This window comes from Paraburkholderia sediminicola, from assembly GCF_046026895.1.
GTDB lineage: Bacteria > Pseudomonadota > Gammaproteobacteria > Burkholderiales > Burkholderiaceae > Paraburkholderia > Paraburkholderia sediminicola_C.
This window is the reverse complement of the sequence record NZ_JAQQEU010000104.1, coordinates 1-19421: the sequence shown is the minus strand read 5'-3', so window position 1 is coordinate 19421 and position 19421 is coordinate 1. Positions and strand designations below refer to the sequence as shown.

At 58.6% G+C, this 19421-nt stretch carries 15 protein-coding genes and 3 pseudogenes; 6 read left to right on the top strand and 12 right to left on the bottom strand.

Annotated elements, in window-relative coordinates; all coding sequences use genetic code 11:
• Positions 1-409 (top strand): SET domain-containing protein (locus tag PQR02_RS36460; RefSeq protein WP_408242728.1); only part of this gene is annotated, 409 nt, incomplete at its 5' end.
• 437 nt (positions 410-846) lie between these two features.
• Here PQR02_RS36460 and PQR02_RS36455 read toward each other — a convergent pair.
• From PQR02_RS36455 to PQR02_RS36435, 5 genes are read right to left on the bottom strand one after another with little or no spacing between them, the layout of a single operon-like run.
• The gene (locus PQR02_RS36455; protein ID WP_408242727.1) at positions 847-1695 is read right to left on the bottom strand and encodes a fumarylacetoacetate hydrolase family protein; all 849 of its coding nucleotides are present in this window, start codon (positions 1693-1695) and stop codon (positions 847-849) included.
• 13 nt (positions 1696-1708) lie between these two features.
• Positions 1709-2905 (bottom strand): acyl-CoA dehydrogenase family protein, encoded by a 1197-nt coding sequence (locus tag PQR02_RS36450; protein ID WP_408242726.1) that lies wholly within the window; start codon positions 2903-2905, stop codon positions 1709-1711.
• 11 nt (positions 2906-2916) lie between these two features.
• On the bottom strand, positions 2917-3846 hold the full coding sequence (locus tag PQR02_RS36445; RefSeq protein WP_408242725.1) for a hydroxymethylglutaryl-CoA lyase: 930 nt from the start codon (positions 3844-3846) through the stop codon (positions 2917-2919).
• Between the two features lie 14 nt (positions 3847-3860).
• Complete coding sequence (locus PQR02_RS36440) at positions 3861-4643, bottom strand: enoyl-CoA hydratase/isomerase family protein (protein WP_408242724.1); 783 nt, start codon at positions 4641-4643, stop codon at positions 3861-3863.
• Positions 4640-5788 (bottom strand): CaiB/BaiF CoA transferase family protein, encoded by a 1149-nt coding sequence (locus tag PQR02_RS36435; RefSeq protein WP_408242723.1) that lies wholly within the window; start codon positions 5786-5788, stop codon positions 4640-4642. Before PQR02_RS36435 ends, PQR02_RS36440 begins: the two co-directional genes overlap by 4 nt.
• Before the next feature lie 312 nt (positions 5789-6100).
• On the opposite strand from PQR02_RS36435, the gene PQR02_RS36430 reads away from it, so the two are divergent.
• From PQR02_RS36430 to PQR02_RS36420, 3 genes are all read left to right on the top strand, one after another.
• Positions 6101-7516 (top strand): TIGR00366 family protein, encoded by a 1416-nt coding sequence (locus PQR02_RS36430; RefSeq protein WP_408242722.1) that lies wholly within the window; start codon positions 6101-6103, stop codon positions 7514-7516.
• A gap of 70 nt (positions 7517-7586) precedes the next feature.
• Positions 7587-8939 (top strand): MmgE/PrpD family protein, encoded by a 1353-nt coding sequence (locus tag PQR02_RS36425; protein ID WP_408242721.1) that lies wholly within the window; start codon positions 7587-7589, stop codon positions 8937-8939.
• 28 nt (positions 8940-8967) lie between these two features.
• On the top strand, positions 8968-9969 hold the full coding sequence (locus PQR02_RS36420; protein ID WP_408242720.1) for a LacI family DNA-binding transcriptional regulator: 1002 nt from the start codon (positions 8968-8970) through the stop codon (positions 9967-9969).
• Positions 9970-10103: 134 nt separating this feature from the next.
• Here PQR02_RS36420 and PQR02_RS36415 read toward each other — a convergent pair.
• The 7 genes and pseudogenes from PQR02_RS36415 to PQR02_RS36385 all read right to left on the bottom strand — a co-directional run.
• Positions 10104-10403 (bottom strand): annotated as a pseudogene (locus tag PQR02_RS36415) (transposase); the annotation flags it as partial.
• Between the two features lie 109 nt (positions 10404-10512).
• A complete protein-coding gene (locus tag PQR02_RS36410) occupies positions 10513-11025 on the bottom strand; it encodes a hypothetical protein (protein ID WP_408242719.1) in 513 nt (170 codons plus the stop codon).
• A gap of 89 nt (positions 11026-11114) precedes the next feature.
• A pseudogene (locus PQR02_RS36405) lies at positions 11115-11243 on the bottom strand (IS3 family transposase); the annotation flags it as partial.
• Between the two features lie 212 nt (positions 11244-11455).
• On the bottom strand, positions 11456-14569 hold the full coding sequence (locus PQR02_RS36400) for an efflux RND transporter permease subunit (protein ID WP_408242718.1): 3114 nt from the start codon (positions 14567-14569) through the stop codon (positions 11456-11458).
• The gene (locus PQR02_RS36395) at positions 14566-15777 is read right to left on the bottom strand and encodes an efflux RND transporter periplasmic adaptor subunit (protein WP_408242717.1); all 1212 of its coding nucleotides are present in this window, start codon (positions 15775-15777) and stop codon (positions 14566-14568) included. Before PQR02_RS36395 ends, PQR02_RS36400 begins: the two co-directional genes overlap by 4 nt.
• The gene (locus PQR02_RS36390; RefSeq protein WP_408242716.1) at positions 15774-17255 is read right to left on the bottom strand and encodes an efflux transporter outer membrane subunit; all 1482 of its coding nucleotides are present in this window, start codon (positions 17253-17255) and stop codon (positions 15774-15776) included. The genes PQR02_RS36395 and PQR02_RS36390 overlap by 4 nt, the downstream gene beginning before the upstream one ends.
• A 151-nt stretch (positions 17256-17406) precedes the next feature.
• Entirely contained in the window at positions 17407-18084 is a 678-nt protein-coding gene (locus tag PQR02_RS36385) for a response regulator transcription factor (protein ID WP_408242715.1), read from the bottom strand.
• Between the two features lie 160 nt (positions 18085-18244).
• On the opposite strand from PQR02_RS36385, the gene PQR02_RS36380 reads away from it, so the two are divergent.
• Positions 18245-18928, top strand: coding sequence for a response regulator transcription factor (locus PQR02_RS36380; RefSeq protein WP_317016507.1), 684 nt, complete (start codon positions 18245-18247; stop codon positions 18926-18928).
• Positions 18915-19421: pseudogene (locus PQR02_RS36375) on the top strand (sensor histidine kinase); the annotation flags it as partial. The gene PQR02_RS36380 and the pseudogene PQR02_RS36375, both read left to right, overlap by 14 nt.

Genomic DNA, 19421 nt, shown 5'->3' with positions numbered 1-19421 from the left:
CGGCACCGGGCTGTTTGCACTGCAGCCTCTCGAGGCGGGCGAGCGCCTCATTGAATACAAGGGTGAACTCACCAGCTGGCGACGCGCAGCCGCGCGTCAGCGATCGGATGCCGGGCACACTTCCGTGTTCGGCCTTTCAGACGGACGGGTCATTGATGGCAGCCGGGGTGGCAACAGCGCACGATTTCTGAACCCCGCGTGCAAGCCAAACTGCGAGGCGATCGAGATCGGCGATCGCGTGTTCATTCATGCGCTCATTGCGATCAATCCCGGCGAGGAGCTGTTTATCGACAACGGCCTGGTCGTTGACGGCGCGATTACAGATGACGTTCGGGCGCAGTACGCCTGTCATTGCGGCGCGTCCCGGTGCTGTCAATCAATGATCGGCGGTACAGCGACTTTGCCGTAAGCGCCGGCAGTTCACGCGGGCGCCGCTGCGGTGGGTCGCTCTTCCCAACCCGACTGCGTAGCCCCGCCAGTCTCAGCCTGTGTGTGTACGCCCGTTATCGACCCCACTGGAGCACCGTTTTGTCCTGAGCGAGTGCCAATGGCGGGGTCCCAGGTACGACAGTCGTCGATGTCACGATCAAAAACGTTGGCAAATCGGCTGAACCGGTCTTGAACTCATCTGGCGCCGGGCCTGCTGGTTAGCGTCGTTTCAATTGCTCGACAACATACTGGCTGACAATCAGAAGGAACAGCAAACTCCCGCGGTTTATTGAAATAGCTCTCGATGACTAACTAGGCCGAAAAAGGCTGATGGTCTCTGGAAAAGAACCATCAGCCAAAGAGAGTTCGGTCAAAACTCTCTACTCTCAGACCAACCACTACTATCCCTCTACTGCATTACTTACTGTGGGACACCACTTGATGTCGTTGCACGCCCAAACCGTCCACTTCCTGTTCTACCACGTCTCCCGCCTTCAGGTACTTGCGCGGATTGAAACCCATGCCGACGCCGGCCGGGGTACCGGTGATGATGAGATCGCCAGCACGAAGCGGCAGATGATGCGATACGCAGGAGATGATTTCCGCAACCGGGAAAATCATGTCCGAGGTATTGCCATCCTGCATCGTTTCGCCGTTGACGGTTAGACGAAGCCCGAGCTTCTGCGGATCGCCGACTTCATCAGCAGTCACCAGCCACGGGCCGACCGGGCAAAATGATTTGGCGCTCTTGCCCTTGAAGAACTGTCCACCGCGGTCGATTTGCCACGTGCGTTCGGACACATCATTCACGTTGACGTAACCAGCGACGTAATTTAGTGCCTCTTCTTGCGATACGTGATCACAGTCGCGACCGATCACGATACCGAGTTCGACTTCCCAGTCGGTAGTTTCAGAACCGCGATAAAGCAGGATGTCATCATTGGCACCGCTGAGCGACGCCACGGCCTTGCTGAAGATCATCGGCTCAGTCGGAATTTTCATTCCGGCTTCGATTGCGTGCTGCTTGTAATTGAGACCGATGGCCACGACTTCGCGAATACCCGCGACCGGTACGCCGTAGCGGACATCGCCTTCGACCACGGGAAGAGCCGACGTATCCAGACCGGCCAGTGCACGAAGCGATTCCGGCGCCAGTTGATCGGGACCGATGTCGCCGATCACCGGGGACAGACTGCGAATAGTGCCGTCTGCTGCGATCAGCCCCGGCTTTTCTGCGCCAACTGCACCATAACGAATGAGTTTCATAATTGCCCCTGTGTTAGAACGAGCGCTCAAGGCCCAGGACGTGCTGGCCGACGAAGCTCAGAATCAAGTTGGTCGAGATCGGTGCGATTTGATAGAGACGGGTTTCACGCCACTTGCGTTCGATGTCGTACTCGCGAGCAAACGAGAAGCCGCCCATAGTTTGCATTGCCACGTCTGCGGCCTTGAACGCGACTTCGGATGCCAGGAGCTTGGCAACGTTTGCCGCCTCGCCACACTCCGCACCCGCAGTGAACTGAGCCGCAGCTTTGCGGCACATCTGATCCGCAACCTCGATGTCGATATGCACACGCGCCAACGGGAACTGCACGCCCTGATTCTTGCCGATGGTGCGCCCGAATACCCTACGCTCATTTGCGTAATCGACTGCTTTCTTCAGGCAGTATCGGGCATCCCCCACCGCTTCGGTACCGACGAGAATGCGTTCAGCATTCATGCCGTCGAGAATGTAATGAAAGCCGCGACCTTCGACACCGATCAGGTTCTCGGCCGGAACTGTGAGATTGTCAAAGAAGATTTCCGTTGCGCCGTGATTAATCATTGAATCAATGTGGCGAATCTCTATGCCCTTGCCAAGATTCTCGTGAATATCCACGAGGAAGATCGACATACCGTCAGTCTTTTTCTGAACGTCCTTGAGCGGCGTCGTGCGCGCCAGGAGAAGCATCAGATCCGAATGCAGTGCACGCGAGATGAACACCTTCTGTCCGTTGACGATGTACTTGTCGCCTTGACGCACAGCAGTGGTCTTCAGGCTTGTAGTGTCAGTACCGCTGGTGGGTTCGGTAACGCCGAATGCTTGCAAACGAAGCTCGCCGCTCGCGATACCCGGCAGGTATTTCTGCTTCTGCTCTTCGCTGCCGTGACGGAGAAGCGCGCCCATGATGTACATTTGTGCATGGCCTTGCGAAGCCACGCAACCCGAGGCATTGATTTCTTCGAGAATAATCGCTGCCGCACGAAGGGGCAGGCCCGAGCCGCCGTACTCTTCGGGAATCAATGCAGCCAAGAACCCGGCTTCCGTCAGAGCCTTGATGAACTCAGTCGGATACTCATCCGTCTTTTCGAGACCACGCCAGTACTCACCGGGAAAACCTTCACACAACTTGCGTACCGCGTCGCGCAGATCGCTGTAATCCTCGCCCAGTTCGACGGTGAGACCATTGATAGGAGTCTTAGTATCGTTGCTCATTTTCTTTTCCTTTATCGTGCTTTTGCGTAGGTAAAATCCTTGGGGAGACCTGCCTGATACGTACCACCACGCAGCTTTTCATCGGGAAGAGCACGAGCAACAATATCCCGTACCTTCAAAAGCTTCTCGATGTCGATACCGGTATCGAACCCCATCGACGCAAAGAGGAATGCCAAATCCTCAGTGACTACGTTGCCTGTGGCCCCCGGTGCATAAGGACAGCCGCCCAATCCTGCCAAGGACGAATCCAAGTAGCGGACGCCGACGTCTGCCGCAGCCAACGCATTAGCGATGCCCAGACCACGCGTATCGTGGAAATGAGCCGCGACCGGAGTGTTTCCCGTGAACTTCAGAATCCCTTCGAAGACGCGCCGGACCTGATCCGGACTTGCGTAGCCCACGGTGTCACAGATGGTGAGTTCATCAGCACCTAGGTCGAGTAGACGATGTGCGAATTCGATCGCACGCTGCTCCGATACCTTGCCTTCGATAGTACATCCGAAGCACGTCGAGAGACCACCCACGATCTTTGGTCTGTTGCCTGTGATCTCGTGAACCCGCCTTGCCATGACCGCAAAGTCAGCGAACGAATCTTCGGTACTGCGACGTACATTCGACAGATTGTGACCTTCGCTGACGCTCATCACGAAGTTCAGCTTATGCACACCGAGACGAATCCCGTCTTCAGCACCGCGGATATTCGGCACCAATGCCGTAACGGTCAGACCGTCGAAGGCCAATGCCTGGGGAACGATTTCTTCCCGATCGCCGAACTGGGGAATAAGTTTCGTCGGAACGAACGAGCAGACCTCGATTTCCGTAACGCCCGCTTCGTACTCGGTTTTGATCCAATCGAGTTTCGCGTCGATCGGCATAACCGTTTTAACGATTTGCAATCCGTCGCGGAGGCCAACCTCTCGAATCTGAATTTTCTCTGCCATGATTTCTAATCCTTTTAATTACCTGTCCACTGCGGAGCGCGGTTCTCGTTGAACGCAGCAATGCCTTCCTTGCGATCGTTCGACGTTGCAAGGCGGTTATACGCGTCGATCTCGAATTCCATCGCAGACCGAAGATCCATTTGAGCGCCGAAGTTCATAGCCCGCTTCGCCTGCGTGATTGCCAGCGGCCCGTTCGATGCAATCTTCGTTGCCGTTGCCATCGCTTCATCCATCACGGAACCCGAAACGATTTTGTTCAGCATTCCCCATTGCAATGCTTCTTCTGCCGAGAATGGGGTGGCCGAGAGAATCAACTCCTTGGCCCGACGCATACCGATAGCTCGCGGAAGATTCTGGGTACCACCGCATCCCGGCATGATGCCCAGGCTTGTTTCAGTCAGGGCAAATCGTGCATGCGGGACTGCGTATGCGAAGTCACAGGCCAGCACGAGTTCCGTTCCGCCCGCGTAGGCAATGCCGTTGACTGCGGCAATGACGGGGATCGGGCATTCGACGATAGCGCGAACCATGCGTTCGTAGACAGCGTGCTGTTTCAGATACTGATCGTCGGTCATGCCGTTGCGTTCTTTAAGATCGCCACCAGCACAGAAATGACGCTCGCCCGCCGCACTCAGAATCACGCAACGCGTATCCCGAGGCACCGCTAAGTCTGCGAATACATCCAGAAGCTCGCAGCCCAGTTGCGTGTTGATCGCGTTGGCCGCTTGCGGACGATTGAGCTTGGCGACCTTAACGCTGCCCACGTCCTCCACTTCGATCATTTCATACTTCGTCATTTGCTTTCTTCCTTGCCGAGTACCAGTTCATTGTGTTGGCCAAGATCGGGAGCCAAACGTCGCAACGCAGGACGCTGACCGTCGAAATTCAACGGAATGCCCGTCAAGGCCAAATCACTTACGCCTTCCGGCTTCTGAAAGATCCCCAGCGCTTCTGCTTGCGGGTCTTTAGCGACCTGATCAATTGTCTGCAAAGGCGCGATAGGAACACCTGCTGCATCCAAGACATCAACCCAATGCGATGCCGTATTGGTAGCGAGAATCGAATTCAGGAGGGGAATCAATGTCTCGCGATTGATAACGCGTGCATTGTTAGTCGAGTACAAAGGATCCGTCGTGAGGTCCGCGCGGCCGATAGCAGTTGCCAACTTTGAGAACAGCGAATCGTTCGCTGCGGCAATCATCACGTGACCATCGCACGTGGTAAACGCCTGATGTGGCACGATCTCCACGAGCCCCGATCCCATCGGCTTACGCACGATACCCGAGGCACTGTAACCCGCCATGTGCACTGTCATCCAGGAGAGGCCTGTCTCAAACAGTGATGCGTCTACAGTAGTACCCTCACCCGTTTGATTGCGTTTGTTGAGTGCTGCGAGGATACCTATCGCGCACCACATGCCACTTCCCATGTCCACAATGGAGGTGCCGATACGTACTGGATCGCCGCCGTTGCCTGTAACGCTCATCAAACCCGAGCGGGCCTGAACCAGTGGGTCGTATCCCGGCTTGCCCTTCAAGGGGCCCACGTTACCGAAAGCGCTGAGATTGCAATAAATGAGGCTCGGCTTGAGTGCGCGCAATTCCGCAGCCCCGAAGCCCAGAGGATCAATAGCGCCAGCACGCAGACTCTGGATTACAACGTCCGCTTCTTCCACAATGAATCGACGAAGCGCTGCCGCCTCTGTTTCATCCTTCATGTCGAGAGCGATACCCGACTTGTCCCGATTCATCGCGTGGTACGACGTGGACGTGTTGCCCCAGTTCGGAGGCCCCCAAGCGCGAGCATCATCGCCGCGACCCGGATTCTCAACCTTGATTACGTTAGCACCCAACTGGGCCAAGATCGACCCCGCGTAGGGGCCTGCAAAGCTGTGACAGATCTCCACAACAGTTACACCGTCGAGCGGCAACTTCTGTTCCATAGCGCTATCTCCCTTGATTACGTCCCCGGTCCCTACCGAACGAACGCTTTCCACAACTTTAAAAAGAAATCTGCGCGGATGTCAATGAACCGTTTCATCTCAAGCACAAATAATCCGAGTGGGGTAAGTACCGATGATTGGACTTAGCGACATACAGGCTTGATTTCTAAGGGCATTTTAGAGATTAGTGGTTAACGCTACGTTGACCCATTTTCATCGTCTGCAACAAACTTGCGTGAACCGTTTCAATGTAACGGTTCAACACCTGCCGACTTGATAGAAATATCACAGACGAAACCCTCGGAGACATCTATGAATGAATCAGAACAATATGTCCACTCTCAGCCGGCACAGGATCGGGCAACAGCGGGGCAGCCTGCTCTCTCTCGTGTCTCAATGTTTTTCGTCCGCTTGTTCGAGCGGTACATGCCTGACTCGTTTTCAATCGCACTGTTGCTGACGTTTGTAACTGCTCTTCTTGCGTTCTTCTATGCGCCGAAGTCCGCACCGAAGATCATCCTCGAAGGTTGGTATAAGGGGATGTTCGACATCGCGAGCTATGCATTCCTCGTCGCTCTGATGCTGGTCACTGGTTACGCGTTGGCAGTCGCAAAACCGGTAGCTCGTCTGTTGAAGAAACTGGCATCGCTGCCGAAGACCCCCGCCGCAGTCGCTGCTGTGACGGTATTGACGATCGCGGTGTGCGCTATTCTCCATTGGGCATTCGCGCTTATCGCTACCGGCCTGTTTGCTCGCGAAATCGCCAAGCGCTCGAAGGAGGACTATGCGTGGATCGTCGCTGCCTGCTTCTCGGGTTTCGCACTATTCACTCAGGGCCTTTCCTGCTCCGTTGAACTTATCAGCGCAACCAAAGGCAATCCGCTGAACATCGTTGAGAAGGTGACGGGTCACGTCATCCCTCTGAGCGAAATCGAACTCGCGTCGTATAACGTGATTCCGGTTATCGTTCTGATGATCGTGCTGCCACTGCTGTTCATCGCTATGCGCCCGCGTGGTGCAAACATCATCCCGGCCGACTCGGAACGACTGATTGCTGAAGACACTAGCGCCGCAGCCATCGAGCAAACTGAGGAAGATGTCTCCAATACGATCAGCGCTAAGCTCAGTCGCGCGTGGTGGATTAATGCGTTGGTCGTTATCGGTGGCGTTACTCACTTCATTTTAAGCGGCCTGACGTTCGACCTGATGTCGATGATCATTGGGTTCATGCTTGCCGGTATGGCTCTTCATGGTCGTCCTGATGCGTATGCCGCGGCTATCAGCAAGGGTGCGAGGCTGACCGGTTCGCTGCTGCTGCAATTCCCGTTCTACGGCGGCATCATGGGCATCATGACCACGACGGGTCTCGCAACGGTGCTCGCTGAGTGGTTTGGTTCGTTCTCGACCACGACTACGCTGCCCTTTTGGAGCCTTATCAGCTCGACCTTGATCTCGCTCTTCGTTCCCTCTGCTGGCGGTCACTGGGCAGTTCAAGGCCCGTTCATCATCCCGGTCGCGCATGCTCTGCACGCCTCGATCCCCGCGACCCTTATCGGCGTCGCCTCGGGTGAAGGTGCTGCCGACATGATCCAACCGATGTGGATGCTTCCGATCCTTGCGATTACCGGTGTGTCCATTCGTCGCGTTATGGGGTTCACTATCATGAGCTTCTTCGTCATGATGATCGTGTGGTCGCTTGATCTGCTGTTCTTGGTACCGGCAGGCTAAACGATTTTATTTAGTGTATGAAAACAGAAAGCGTCGAAATTTCGACACCCTTTCTAATAGAGATGAGCTTATGAATGCCCCCTATACTCAACAGATTGCGCAGTTCATCACAACACTTGATGCAAACCCTATTCCCGAAGCGGCTAAGAAGATGGCTCTTGATGCCTTCGCGGACTGCGTTGGAGTTCTGATTGCCGGATCTGATGAAGAAGCAGTGTCGATTGCCGCATCATTGTCGATTCCCGATAATGACGGCGTGCCGGTTATTTGCCGCGGCTTGCAAGTTCGAATGGAGGACGCAGCACTCATCAACGGTATCGCGGCCCATGTGCTTGACTACGATGATGTCGGCCTGTCTGGGCACCCTAGCGCAGTCATTGTTCCCGCTGTACTGGCTCTAGGCGCAGCTATCAATGCGAGCGGGGAACGAGCTATTCGCGCGTACCTCGTAGGCTTTGAGACATGGGGCATGATCGAAGGACTTGATCCCCTGCCCCTTTACAAACAGGGATTCCACCCGACCGCCATCTTTGGCACTGTTGCAGCTGCCGGCAGTTGCGCGTACTTGTTGAACCTCACAGCAGAGCAGACCGCCAACGCGCTTGCTATCGCGTCGTCTCTCGCTTCTGGCCTGGTTGCCAGCTTCGGCACAATGACGAAACCGCTCCATGTGGGCCGCGCAGCCCAAGCCGGTCTACTTGCAGCTAGGCTCGCATCAAAGGGTTTCACTGGCAGTCCTGATGTGTTCGAGCACGACAGCGGCTTCTTACTTTCCCACTCGCCGAGTCGTAATCCTGCTCTTGATCGCGTGCTGCGCACCGGCGTACCCAGCGTCGATTGGAAGGCTGGTGCAGGGGTATTGAACGTTAAACGCTACCCCGTTTGTTATGGCGCACATCGAGTAATCGACGTGGTTACTGAACTTGCAATTGAGCATGACCTTACAACTGAGGACATTAGTTCGATTGATGTTGTGACTGGCGACATGCAAATGGTTATGCTGCGCAATGCTCGCCCCACTACGGGTCTTGAGGCGAAGTTCAGTATGCAGTTCGCTATTGCATCCGCCCTAGCTGTGCGCCGTTGCTCGCTGAAGGAACTGTCAGACGACTTCGTTACCCGTGACGACATTCAATCAATTTTCCCACGCGTGTCTATCACGACCGTGGGTGGCTCGATGCCCGGTCTTCCCTTCGCCCCGCAGGAACAGGTTAAACTGACTCTTTCGAACGGACAGGTGCTTGAGCGTACCGTGGAGTTTGCCAAGGGCAGTCATCAGCTTCCGCTTGATGAAATCGAACTGAAAGATAAGTTTATCGACTGCGCGACGACCAAGCTTAGCGAGGATAACGCTGCTGCGCTGTGGCTTCAACTGCGGTGCCTGGCGGACCTGAAAAGCCTGCGCGCCCTAATCCTGCAATAGCCTTTACCATCTGCTGACAGAGATCACAATGGCATCAGTAACAATCCGGGATGTTGCGCGTATGGCGGGTGTCTCTGTCGGCACCGCTTCTCGCGTTATTAACAACGCCTCGACGGTAGGCCCAGACAATGTATTACGGGTTCGGGAAGCGATCTCCAAGTTGGGTTTTGTGCCAGACCGTAATGCGCAAGCCATGCGAGGAAACTCCTATGAGATAGGCATCATTGTTCGCGATATAACCATCCCGGTGCTGGCTGGATTCGTCAAAGCGGCTCAAACGGTGTTCGATGCACATGGCTACGCGATGCTTATAAACAGCGTAGAGAATAATCGCGGGCGTGAACTTCAGATGCTAGATCAATTCTGTCGACGCCGGATTGACGGATTGATAATGACAACTGCGAGTGAGGATGATGCACAGCTTGTGCGGGCTCGCGAGAAAGCCACGTTCCCGATCCTCCTGTCAGATCGTGACCTGACTGAGAACTGTGATTGCACGCTTATCGATCACGAGTTTGGTACGTATCAAGCTGTCTCCTATCTGATCGGTTTGGGGCACCGGCGCATTCTCCTCATTACGGGTAGCACTGATGTGTACCCCGGCCGCTCCCGCGTGCGGGGATATCATCGCGCTTTCAAAGATGCGGGCTTATCCGTCGATCCTCACTGGGTAAGGTTCAGCACTTTCGAATCTAGTACCGCCTTCTTTGAGACTAGCTCGTCGTTGGATGAAGCGGTACGGCCTACTGCCGTACTGGCAGGCGGCATCGACATGCTTACTGGCGTGCTAAAGGCCATACGAGGTCGGGGCTTAAGAATTCCCGAGGACATATCGGTGATAGGAAACAGCGACTCTGATCTTGCGCTGCTATCAACCCCACCAATAACTGTGGTTAAGTGGGATTATGAGGATGTTGGAAGAGCTAGCGCTCAATTGATTTTGGATCGCATTATGGGGAAAGTTGAAGAAAGACGGCGAATTGTCTTTCCGACAGAGTTGGTTATTCGCGGGTCCTGCTCCGCTATCTGATGACAAAGTCCGACAGCCGGTAAAGCTGTCGGGCTTTTTTCTACCTTTGACTATAGGCCCATTACGACCCACGGTTACGACTGCCCATCAACGAATCACAGCAACTTCGTAGGCGCCGATTATAAACGATCGCCACCATACACCTCATCTCCGGTGACCCAGCCGCAGGGTACGCCCCAATCCAGCGTCCGTTCAAGCATCTGGCGCGCAAGCTGCGGCTTGGTTGCGAACTCCACGTTGTCGGGGACGCCCGCTGCCCGACAACGTGGACGATCTTCAATCCACGACTGAGGCAGATACAGTTCCCGGTCAATGAATGCGCTACCCCCGTTGCCTGCGTAGCACAGGAACACACCGATCTGGCTATTCTCGATTCGACCTGCCGTGTCACTGTCTTGGCGCTGTACACCGGCAGAGTGGTCCCCCTTCTTGAGTCTGCACGGGATAGCGAACGGCACGGCAGCGGTTATGGGACGTTTGGGAGTGTAGAAAAGCCGTTGCGCATTGCACGCAACGGCTGCTTAAGCGAATCGGAGTTTCAACCTACCACGAGGTAACCGCGCCGCGCATCTCGCGCTTGGCATCTGCAATGCGTTTGAAGTTTCCGCCTTCCAAGAGGTCGGTCACCACGTTCTTACTCTGGTTGCGATTCACGCGCCCGGTCGAGTCCGTCCACGATTCGATTTCGCCATAGAAGCCGCGTTCCTGATCACCTCGTATATAGCCCACCACGTTATTCTGTTGGTCGGTGACTTCCGCTATCGATCGAACTAATTGAAGCTTTTGCTCTTTGCCTAATAGGTGATTGAGCTCTGCGCAGGTCTTATAAATCGATTCAGTAGTAAAGATCACCCTTCCGAATCTGGTGCCGTTTTGACTGCAGCGACCGCCGATCGGATTCACACGAGCACCACAGATACGGTATTGCTCACTGGGAGGGAGTGGATTCGTCCGCTCATAATCCGTCATCAGATTAGTGTAATGCGTGGAGTATCGAGTTCGCCCCTGCGAGTCCGGCACAATTTGAGAAAAGTCTTTAGCGGTCAGCATTTTCATCCCGACACTTTACCTGATCTTCGAGGCAGCTTTAACCCATCTCCTTATACACAAATGAACCGCCCCGGGAATCGTGGAGGCTGGTTGGTTTAAGTTAATACGGGCACAGCAGCAGTATTGTTGAGTTGTCGGTAGTAGTTTGCCTCAGCTTCTGCGGGCGGGATATAGCCGAGCGGTTCCATCAGCCGAGGTAGTGTCGCGATAAGGATGGCGTGGCGAACAAATTACAGATCAATAGGAATGCTCACATCACCAGCGAATAGAACCGGTCGGCGACCAAGTCGGTTCGCGAATTCTACCCACGACGCCTTATTGCGACACTGCCGGGACCGCCGCGCCCGATCGGCGCCGATCCCGCAGAATTGGAATGCTTGCCGACATGACACGCTGAGCATGGCGAGCGCATCGGTAGGTTGAGCGCCACCGGCGCTCAACCTACCGGTTCACGCTCGAGCATGCTGCCTTTCGCGCGCCGTTTCGCCAGCCAATGCGACAGACGGTCGAACCACAGGTGCACCACCGGCGTCGTGAAGAGGGTCAGCATTTGCGAAAGAATCAGGCCGCCGACAATCGCGATGCCCAGCGGGACACGCAGTTCCGCGCCCGCGCCATGACCGAGCGCGAGCGGCAGTGCGCCAAACAGCGCGGCGAGCGTCGTCATCATGATCGGCCGGAAGCGCAGCACGCACGCCTGACGGATCGCTTCATGCGGCGACAAGCCTTGCTCACGCTCGGCCACGAGCGCGAAGTCGATCATCATGATCGCGTTTTTCTTCACGATACCGATCAGCAGGATGATGCCGATCATCCCCATGATCGAGAGATCCTGGCCGCACAGCATCAACGCAAGCAATGCCCCCACCCCCGCCGAGGGCAGCGTCGAAATGATGGTGAACGGATGAATCGCGCTTTCGTACAGGACGCCGAGAATCAGATACACCACGACGAGCGCCGCCGCGATCAGATACGGTTCGCTCGAAAGGGAGGCCTGAAACGCCTGCGCTGTACCCTGGAACGACCCCGTCAAGCTGTCGGGTTTGCCTGCCGCGGTTTCGGCCCGGTGAATCGCCGTCACGGCATTGCCGAGCGATTGCCCCGGGGCCAGGTTGAACGAGATCGTCACAGCCGGGAACAACCCCTGGTGATTCACCGAAATCGGCGACACGTTGTTTTCGATCTTTGCGAGCGTATTGAGCGGCACCAGTTCATTGGTCAGCGGCGAACGCACGTAGAGGTGCGCGAGCGCGTCGGTAGTCAACTGGAAGCCCGGATCGACTTCCTCGACGACGTGGTACTGATTCAGCTGCGTGAACAGTGTTGCGATCTGCCGCTGGCCGAACGCGTCGTAGAGCGTGTCGTCGATGGCTTGCGCGGTAATGCCGAAGCGCGAGGCCGTACTGCGGTCGATCACGAGCGTCGCGCTGGTAGCGGCCGCCTGCTGGTCGGAGGTGACGTCCGCCAGTTGCGGCAATTTCGACAGCTTGTCGGTCAGCACACCCGCCCAATGATTCAGTTCGTTGATATCCGGGTCTTGCAGCGTGTACTGATACTGCGCGGCGCTGATGCGGCCACCTACCTGAATATCCTGGCGGACCTGCATTGACAATGAAATGCCCATCACCTTCGCCAACTGCGGCTTCAGGCGATCGAGCACCTGCCCGGCGCTGTCCTTGCGCTGACCGAACGCCTTCAGGTTGATCATTACGCGGCCCTGGCTCACGGTCGGATTCGCACCCATCCAGAAGTAGACGTTATCGACGGCTGGATCGGCTTCTATGATATTGCCCAGTTGCTGCATTTTCAAAGACATCGCTCGCGGGGAAATATCCGGCGCGGCCTGCGCGACACCCATGATCAACCCGGAGTCTTCCTGCGGGAAGAAGCCCTTCGGGATCACAACGAACAGCACGATCGTCGCGACGATCGTCGCAATCGTCACGCCAAGCATCAGTCTCGGCCAATTCAACACCCAATCGAGACCACGCTCGTAACGCCGCTCGACCGCGACAAAGCGTCTTTCGAGCCAGGCCTCAAGCTTGCGCATGCGCCCTGTGTCATCCGGCTCAGGCAGTCGGATCAGCCAGCCGCATAGCATCGGCGTGACGGTCAGCGAGACCAGCGCCGACGTCAGGATCGCCGCGCTCACCGTCACCGCGAACTCGCGGAACAGGCGGCCGACGATGCCACCCATCAACAGGATCGGAATGAACACCGCGATCAGCGAGATCGTCATCGAGATAATGGTGAAGCGCACTTCCATCGCGCCGAGCAGCGCGGCTTTCATGCGCGGCACGCCTTCTTCGACATGCCGCATTACGTTTTCGATCACGACAATCGCATCGTCCACCACGAAGCCCACCGCGATGGTCAACCCCATTAGCGACAAATTGTCGAGGCTATAGCCGAGCAGATACATCACGCCGAACGTAGCGACCAGCGACAACGGAATCGTCAGGCTCGGAATGATCGTCGCCCACACGTTGCGCAGAAACGAGAAGATGACCATGACGACTAGCGCGACCGTCAGCATCAGCGTGAACTGCACGTCGTGCACCGACGCATTGATGGTTTGCGTACGATCGCCCACGACATGCAGATGCGCGGCGGCGGGCAGCGTCGCTTCCAGCGCAGGCAGCTTCGCCTTGATGTTGGAAATCGTCTGCACGACGTTATAGCCAGGCTGCTTGTGAATATCGAGGATGATCGCGCGTTCGTGCTGAAGCCATGCGGCCTGCTGGTTGTCTTCGGCAGCGTTCAGAACGATACCGAGATCGGATACGCGAATCGGCGCGCCGTTCTTGTACGCGACCACCAGATCGCGATACGCAGAGGCAGTCGTGATCTGGTCGGTCGCGTTGAAAATCACCGAACGATCCGGGCCGTTCAGGCTGCCCTTCGGCGCATTCACCGTCTGCACGCCGACGATCGAGCGCACGTCCTCCAGCGTGAGGCCGCGCGCGGTGAGTTTGTCCGGATCGAGTTGGATACGCACGGCAGGCCGCTGCTCGCCGTGGAAATCGACGAGGCCCACGCCTGGCAGCTGCGAAATCTGCTGCGCCAGATAGTCTTCGGCGTAGCTGTCGAGCTGCGTGAGCGTGAGCGATGGCGACGTCAGTGCGAGTGACAGCAAGGTGAAGTCGGCCGGGTTGACCTTTTCATAGGTCGGCGGGTTCGGCAGATTCTTCGGCAGGGTGCCGCCGGCCGCGTTGATCGCCGTCTGCACATCCTGCGCCGCGCCATTGATATCGCGCGACAGATCGAACTGCACGGCGATGTTGGTGGTCCCCAGCGAACTCGACGACGTCATCTGCGTGATGCCCGCAATCAACGAGAGTTGTCGTTCGAGTGGCGTCGCTACCGATGTCGCCATGGTCTCGGCACTCGCACCCGGCAACTTCGCCACGACCTGAATGGTCGGGAAATCGACCTGCGGCAAGGGCGCGACCGGCAGCAGAAAATAGGCTACCGCGCCCGCCAGCAGGACGGCGATGGCAAGAAAACTGGTCGCAATCCGCCGCTTGATGAACAGTTCCATCAGGCTCATAACGCATTGTCCTGGTTAGCCTGGCTGTCCGCCGGGTTTGCGTTGGCCGGTGCCTGGGCGACCGTCGGCAGCGTGATCGCCGCCACGCGCACGCCCGGGTTCAAGCGGCTTTGTCCATCGAACACAACGAGGTCTGCGGACGCGACGCCGCTGCGAATTTCCGTCATACCGTCGACCGTCACGCCGGTTCGCACCGCACGCATCTGCGCCGTGCCATTCGCGTCGATCACGTATAACTGCGTGCCGTTTTGCGTGTTCACGACCGCGCGGCTCGGCACGGCGAGCCGTTGCGTATCGGTGCGCAACAGCACGCGAGCATTCACCAGCTCGCCCGGCCACAGCTTGCGGTCCCTGTTGGTGAACGAGGCCTTGAGTTTGATCTGACCGGTGGTGGGATCGACCGTGCTGTCGATGAACACGAGCGTGCCGTCGGCGAGCGCTGTACTGCCGGAACGCGTCGTGACGTTCACCGCCAAAGGCGCAGCCGCCTGATTCGTGAGCAAATCGGGGAGCACGTCTTGCGGTACGGAGAACAGCACGGTGATCGGCTCCATCTGCGTGACGGTGACGATGCCGGTCGCGTCGGTAGGATGCACGATCGCGCCGAGGTCGGCCTCGCGCGCGCCCACACGGCCGGTGAACGGTGCGAAGAGCGTGGTGAAGCTCACTTGCAGGCGATCGCTCTGCACCAGCGCCGCGTCTGCCGCGACAGTGGCGGCGAGCGCTTCGACCTGCGCCTTCGCGGTATCCACGGCCTGGGTGGTCGCCGCGCCGATGCCGACCAGTTTCGAGTAACGCGCGAGATCGAGCCTCGCGTTATCGAGCGAGGCCTGATCCTTGCGTTGCGTCGCTTCCGCTTGATGCAATTGCGCGGTGAGCGGGCCCTGGTCGAGTTGGGCGAGCAGCTGGCCTGCCTTCACATCCTGCCCTTCCGTGAAGGCCACGCGCTGTAACTGGCCATCCACACGCACCTTGACGTCCACGGTATTGAGCGCCTGCACCGTACCCACTGCGGCCACGCGAATTGGAAAGTCGCTGTTCACTGGATGGCCGGCGTTGACCGGCACCGCGGCCGCCGGCTTCACGGCTGGATGCCGTGGCCATAGCCACGCGACAAGAATCACGACAAGAAGAACAAACGCCACCACGAGCGGCGCGCGACGGCGCGCGCCGGGCGCCTCATGGTTCGGAAGGTCAGCAGGTTTCATGAGCGGGAAGGCGAAGAAGTGGAAGCGGTGCCGCTATCGGTCACGCCGAAGCCGCCGCCGAACGCGCGAAACAGGCTCACCGAAGCTTGCAGGCGCGCGAGCCGCGCCTGCACCAGCGTGTCTTCGGCCTGATAGAGCGTCCGTTGGGCGTCGAGTACGGTCAGAAAGTCGACGGTGCCGAGCTTGTATTGGACTTGCGCGAGCGTGGCGGCTTTGCGGGCGGCGTCGGCGGCGGTCTGGTCGGCGGCCTCCGCGAGCTGCTGCTGTTGCGCCGCCGAGAGCGAATCCTCGACGTCCTGCAGCGCAGTCACGACGGCCTGTCGGTAGTCGGCGACACCTTTTGCTTCGGCGGCCTGGCTTGCGTGCAACTGACCACGCAGCGCGCCGCCGTCGAACAGCGGCGCGGCCAGCGATGTGGCGAGGCTGGCAAACGGACTCGACAGGAAATGCGAAAGCGACTTGCTGCCGAGGCCGCCGTCGGCGGTCAGCACGATGTTCGGCAGGAAGGCCGCGCGCGCCGCGCCAACGCTCTCGTTGGCCGACCGCAACTGTGCTTCCTTCGAGCGGATATCGGGGCGCGTCTCCAACAGGCTGGCCGGCAGATTCGGACCCGGTTGCGGAATGGCGATGCCGGCGAGCGCGGTGTCGTTGACCGTGAACTGCTCGGGCGCGGCGCCCACCAGCACGGCGAGCGCATGGATGTTGGTGTCCAGCTGTTGCTGCAACGCCGGCACCGCCGCCTGGAAGGTGGCGAGCGCATTGCGCTGCTGCTGGACCTGCAGCTCGGTGGCGACGCCCGCCTCCTGCTGCGCGAGCAACAATTGCAGAATGTGCGCGGCATCGTCGGAAATGGACCGTGCGATCGCCAGACGGCGGCGCAGGCTCTGCACCTGGAAATACGTGTCCGCCACCGATGCGGTTAGCGTCAACGCCACCGTATCGCGATCGAACTCGGACGCGCGCGCGAGCAGGTCGGCCGCGCTGGCGTTGGCGGCGTTGAAGCCCCAGAAGTCGACCTCGTAACTGGCTTCGGCGAACAGGCTCTGGGTCTTGGTGGTCGAACCACGCCCCTGGTGACTGCGGTCGAAGGTCGCGCCTAGCGACAGCGTCGGATACTGCGGCGCGCCGGCTTTCTCGGCGTTGCCGCGCGCCTGTTCGACGCTCGCAATCGCCGACGCCAGCGTAAAGTTGTTGCGCAGACTGCGATCGACCAGCGCATCCAGCGCGGGGTCGTGATATTCGCGCCACCAGCCGGTCCTGACGGGGACCGTATCGGCGAGCGACGCGCCCGCCGCGCCGTCGAAGCCTGCCGCAAGCGGCGCACTCGGCCGTTGATAGGCCGGCACGAGCGAGCAGCCGGCCAGCATCGCGACGCCAAGCGCGGACAGCGCGGCGCACACGGCAGCGCGCATCGTCGGATAATGCGCCCGAGGACTGGCGACACGCGCGAACGGCGCCGGGTGGGACAGCCCTGACATTGGAGAACGCTCCGGCAACATGGGAAGATCGCCAGATTAGTCAGCGGGTCCTGTCGGCGCTTTCGCCCAATAATGAAAAAATTTTAATGCGCCGCAAAGCGCCATCGCAGCGTGCGTCCACGAGGCTGTCCATGACGCGGCAAAGCCCCTGCTAAGGTACGGGGTTCAGCACATAACCCGCCCCCACCACGGTATGAATCAGCGCCACCGGAAAATCGCAGTCCACTTTCGCCCGCAGCCGATGCATGTGCATATCGATGATATTGCCGCGCGGTTCGAAATCGTAATTCCATGCCGCCTCGAGCAGCATGCTGCGCGTCACGACCTGGCCTTCGCGACGCGCAAGGCATTCGAGCAACAGAAACTCGCGATGCTGCAGGCGCAGATCACGGCCGCCACGCGTTGCGGTTCGCGCCCGGGTATGGAGCACCAGATCCGCGCATTCGAGCCGCTCGCTCATCCGGCTGCGATCTGCGCGCCGCGCGAGCGCCTCGATTCTCGCCAGCACTTCGACGAAGGCATACGGCTTCATGAGGTAATCGTCGCAACCGGCGCGGATGCCCTCCACGCGTTCGTTCAGCCCGCCAACCGCGGACAGCATCAGTACCGGTGTGGTGTCCCCGCCGGCGCGCAATTGCCGCACGAGAGCGATGCCGTCGAGCGCCGGCAGGAGCCGGTCGGTCACAATCACGTCGTAAATGCCCTCGCGCGCGTAGGCGAGCCCGGTCGCACCATCGGCGACGGTGTCGACGATGAGACCGCTTTCGCTCAAGCCACGCGCCAGAAACTGGCTGGCGCGCATATCGTCTTCGACCAGCAGAATTCGCATACGCTAAACAGGTTGATGAGGCCAACATTAAAATTATTTAATGTTGGCGCGAAATGCCTGTGCAACTTCGCACGGCATACTTGGGGACATTGTGGATACGAGCGTAGTGTACGCGGCCGCCTCGCTTAGGTTCGCCGCGCGCTCACTTCTGGACAAACGCATGTCGAACGTACTGGTCGTCGAAGACGACGAGCAAACCCTCGCGGAGATCGTCGAAGCGCTGACCGATCACGGCTGCAAGGTGCAGACCGCGCGCACGGGCCGCGACGGTTTGATGCTCGCGGTCGCCAACAGTTATGACGCCATCGTGCTCGATCGCATGTTGCCGGGCGGACTCGAAGGGCTCGGCATGCTGGCGGCGTTGCGCAGCGCCGGCGTGCTCACGCCGGTGTTGATTCTGAGCGCGCTCTCCGCGGTCGACGAACGTGTGCGCGGTCTGCGCGCCGGCGGCGACGATTATCTGACCAAGCCGTTCGAGTTCATCGAACTGACCGCCCGGCTCGACGCGCTGATGCGCCGGCGCGAAGCGGCGCCCGGCGTGCAGGAGTATCAGGTCGGCCCGCTGCGTCTTGACCCGCTCAAGCGCGAAGTGAGCTTCGCCGGCCGCCCGGTGCCGCTGTTGCCACGGGAATACAGGCTGCTCGAATACCTGATGCAGCATGCGGGCCAGGTGGTGAGCCGCACCATGCTGTTCGAGGCGGTATGGGACTACCGGCTGGACGAGCGGACCAATGTGATCGATGTGCACATCAGCCGTCTGAGAAAGAAGCTCGACCCGGAAGGCACGGCTCCGATGATCGATACTGTGCGCGGTTCGGGATACATGCTCCATGCGCCTGACTGACCTGCACCGCACCACCGGTTTTCGCCTCGCCACCCTGTTCCTGATGCTGTTCGGCGTGATCGCGATATTGCTATTCGGCTACCTGTACCGCGAGATCACCGGGTTCGAACAGGAGCGCATCGACGACTGGCTGATTCGCGAGCACGCCCAGTTGCAACGCGAAGAACCGGACGAACTGGTGGCGCGATTCGAACATCAACACCAGTTCGATCCGCGCCACCAGCGCCCGTTCGGCCTGTTCGACGCGAACGGCAAACATCTTGCCGGCGGCTACGCGGGCGATCAGCCGGCTATCCCGGTCTTCGACCAACCGTTTTCCATGCGGCTCGCGAACCTGCCCGGCCACCCGCCCGGCCGATGCATCGCCGCGCGCGTGCCGGATAGCCGCATCGCAGTGCAATGCCAGAACACGCGCGAGCTCGACCATTTCGACGAAGAACTGCTGCACGCGCTGCTTTCCACCGCCATGATCACGCTCGTGATCGGCCTGGTG

Excerpts from the sequence above, each read along its gene's own strand:
- PQR02_RS36455 (WP_408242727.1), bottom strand. The coding sequence starts at position 1,695 with ATGAAACTCATTCGTTATGGTGCAGTTGGCGCAGAAAAGCCGGGGCTG.
- PQR02_RS36450 (WP_408242726.1), bottom strand. The coding sequence starts at position 2,905 with ATGAGCAACGATACTAAGACTCCTATCAATGGTCTCACCGTCGAACTG.
- PQR02_RS36445 (WP_408242725.1), bottom strand. The coding sequence starts at position 3,846 with ATGGCAGAGAAAATTCAGATTCGAGAGGTTGGCCTCCGCGACGGATTG.
- PQR02_RS36440 (WP_408242724.1), bottom strand. The coding sequence starts at position 4,643 with ATGACGAAGTATGAAATGATCGAAGTGGAGGACGTGGGCAGCGTTAAG.
- PQR02_RS36435 (WP_408242723.1), bottom strand. The coding sequence starts at position 5,788 with ATGGAACAGAAGTTGCCGCTCGACGGTGTAACTGTTGTGGAGATCTGT.
- PQR02_RS36430 (WP_408242722.1), top strand. The coding sequence starts at position 6,101 with ATGAATGAATCAGAACAATATGTCCACTCTCAGCCGGCACAGGATCGG.
- PQR02_RS36425 (WP_408242721.1), top strand. The coding sequence starts at position 7,587 with ATGAATGCCCCCTATACTCAACAGATTGCGCAGTTCATCACAACACTT.
- PQR02_RS36420 (WP_408242720.1), top strand. The coding sequence starts at position 8,968 with ATGGCATCAGTAACAATCCGGGATGTTGCGCGTATGGCGGGTGTCTCT.
- PQR02_RS36410 (WP_408242719.1), bottom strand. The coding sequence starts at position 11,025 with ATGAAAATGCTGACCGCTAAAGACTTTTCTCAAATTGTGCCGGACTCG.
- PQR02_RS36400 (WP_408242718.1), bottom strand. The coding sequence starts at position 14,569 with ATGAGCCTGATGGAACTGTTCATCAAGCGGCGGATTGCGACCAGTTTT.
- PQR02_RS36395 (WP_408242717.1), bottom strand. The coding sequence starts at position 15,777 with ATGAAACCTGCTGACCTTCCGAACCATGAGGCGCCCGGCGCGCGCCGT.
- PQR02_RS36390 (WP_408242716.1), bottom strand. The coding sequence starts at position 17,255 with ATGTCAGGGCTGTCCCACCCGGCGCCGTTCGCGCGTGTCGCCAGTCCT.
- PQR02_RS36385 (WP_408242715.1), bottom strand. The coding sequence starts at position 18,084 with ATGCGAATTCTGCTGGTCGAAGACGATATGCGCGCCAGCCAGTTTCTG.
- PQR02_RS36380 (WP_317016507.1), top strand. The coding sequence starts at position 18,245 with ATGTCGAACGTACTGGTCGTCGAAGACGACGAGCAAACCCTCGCGGAG.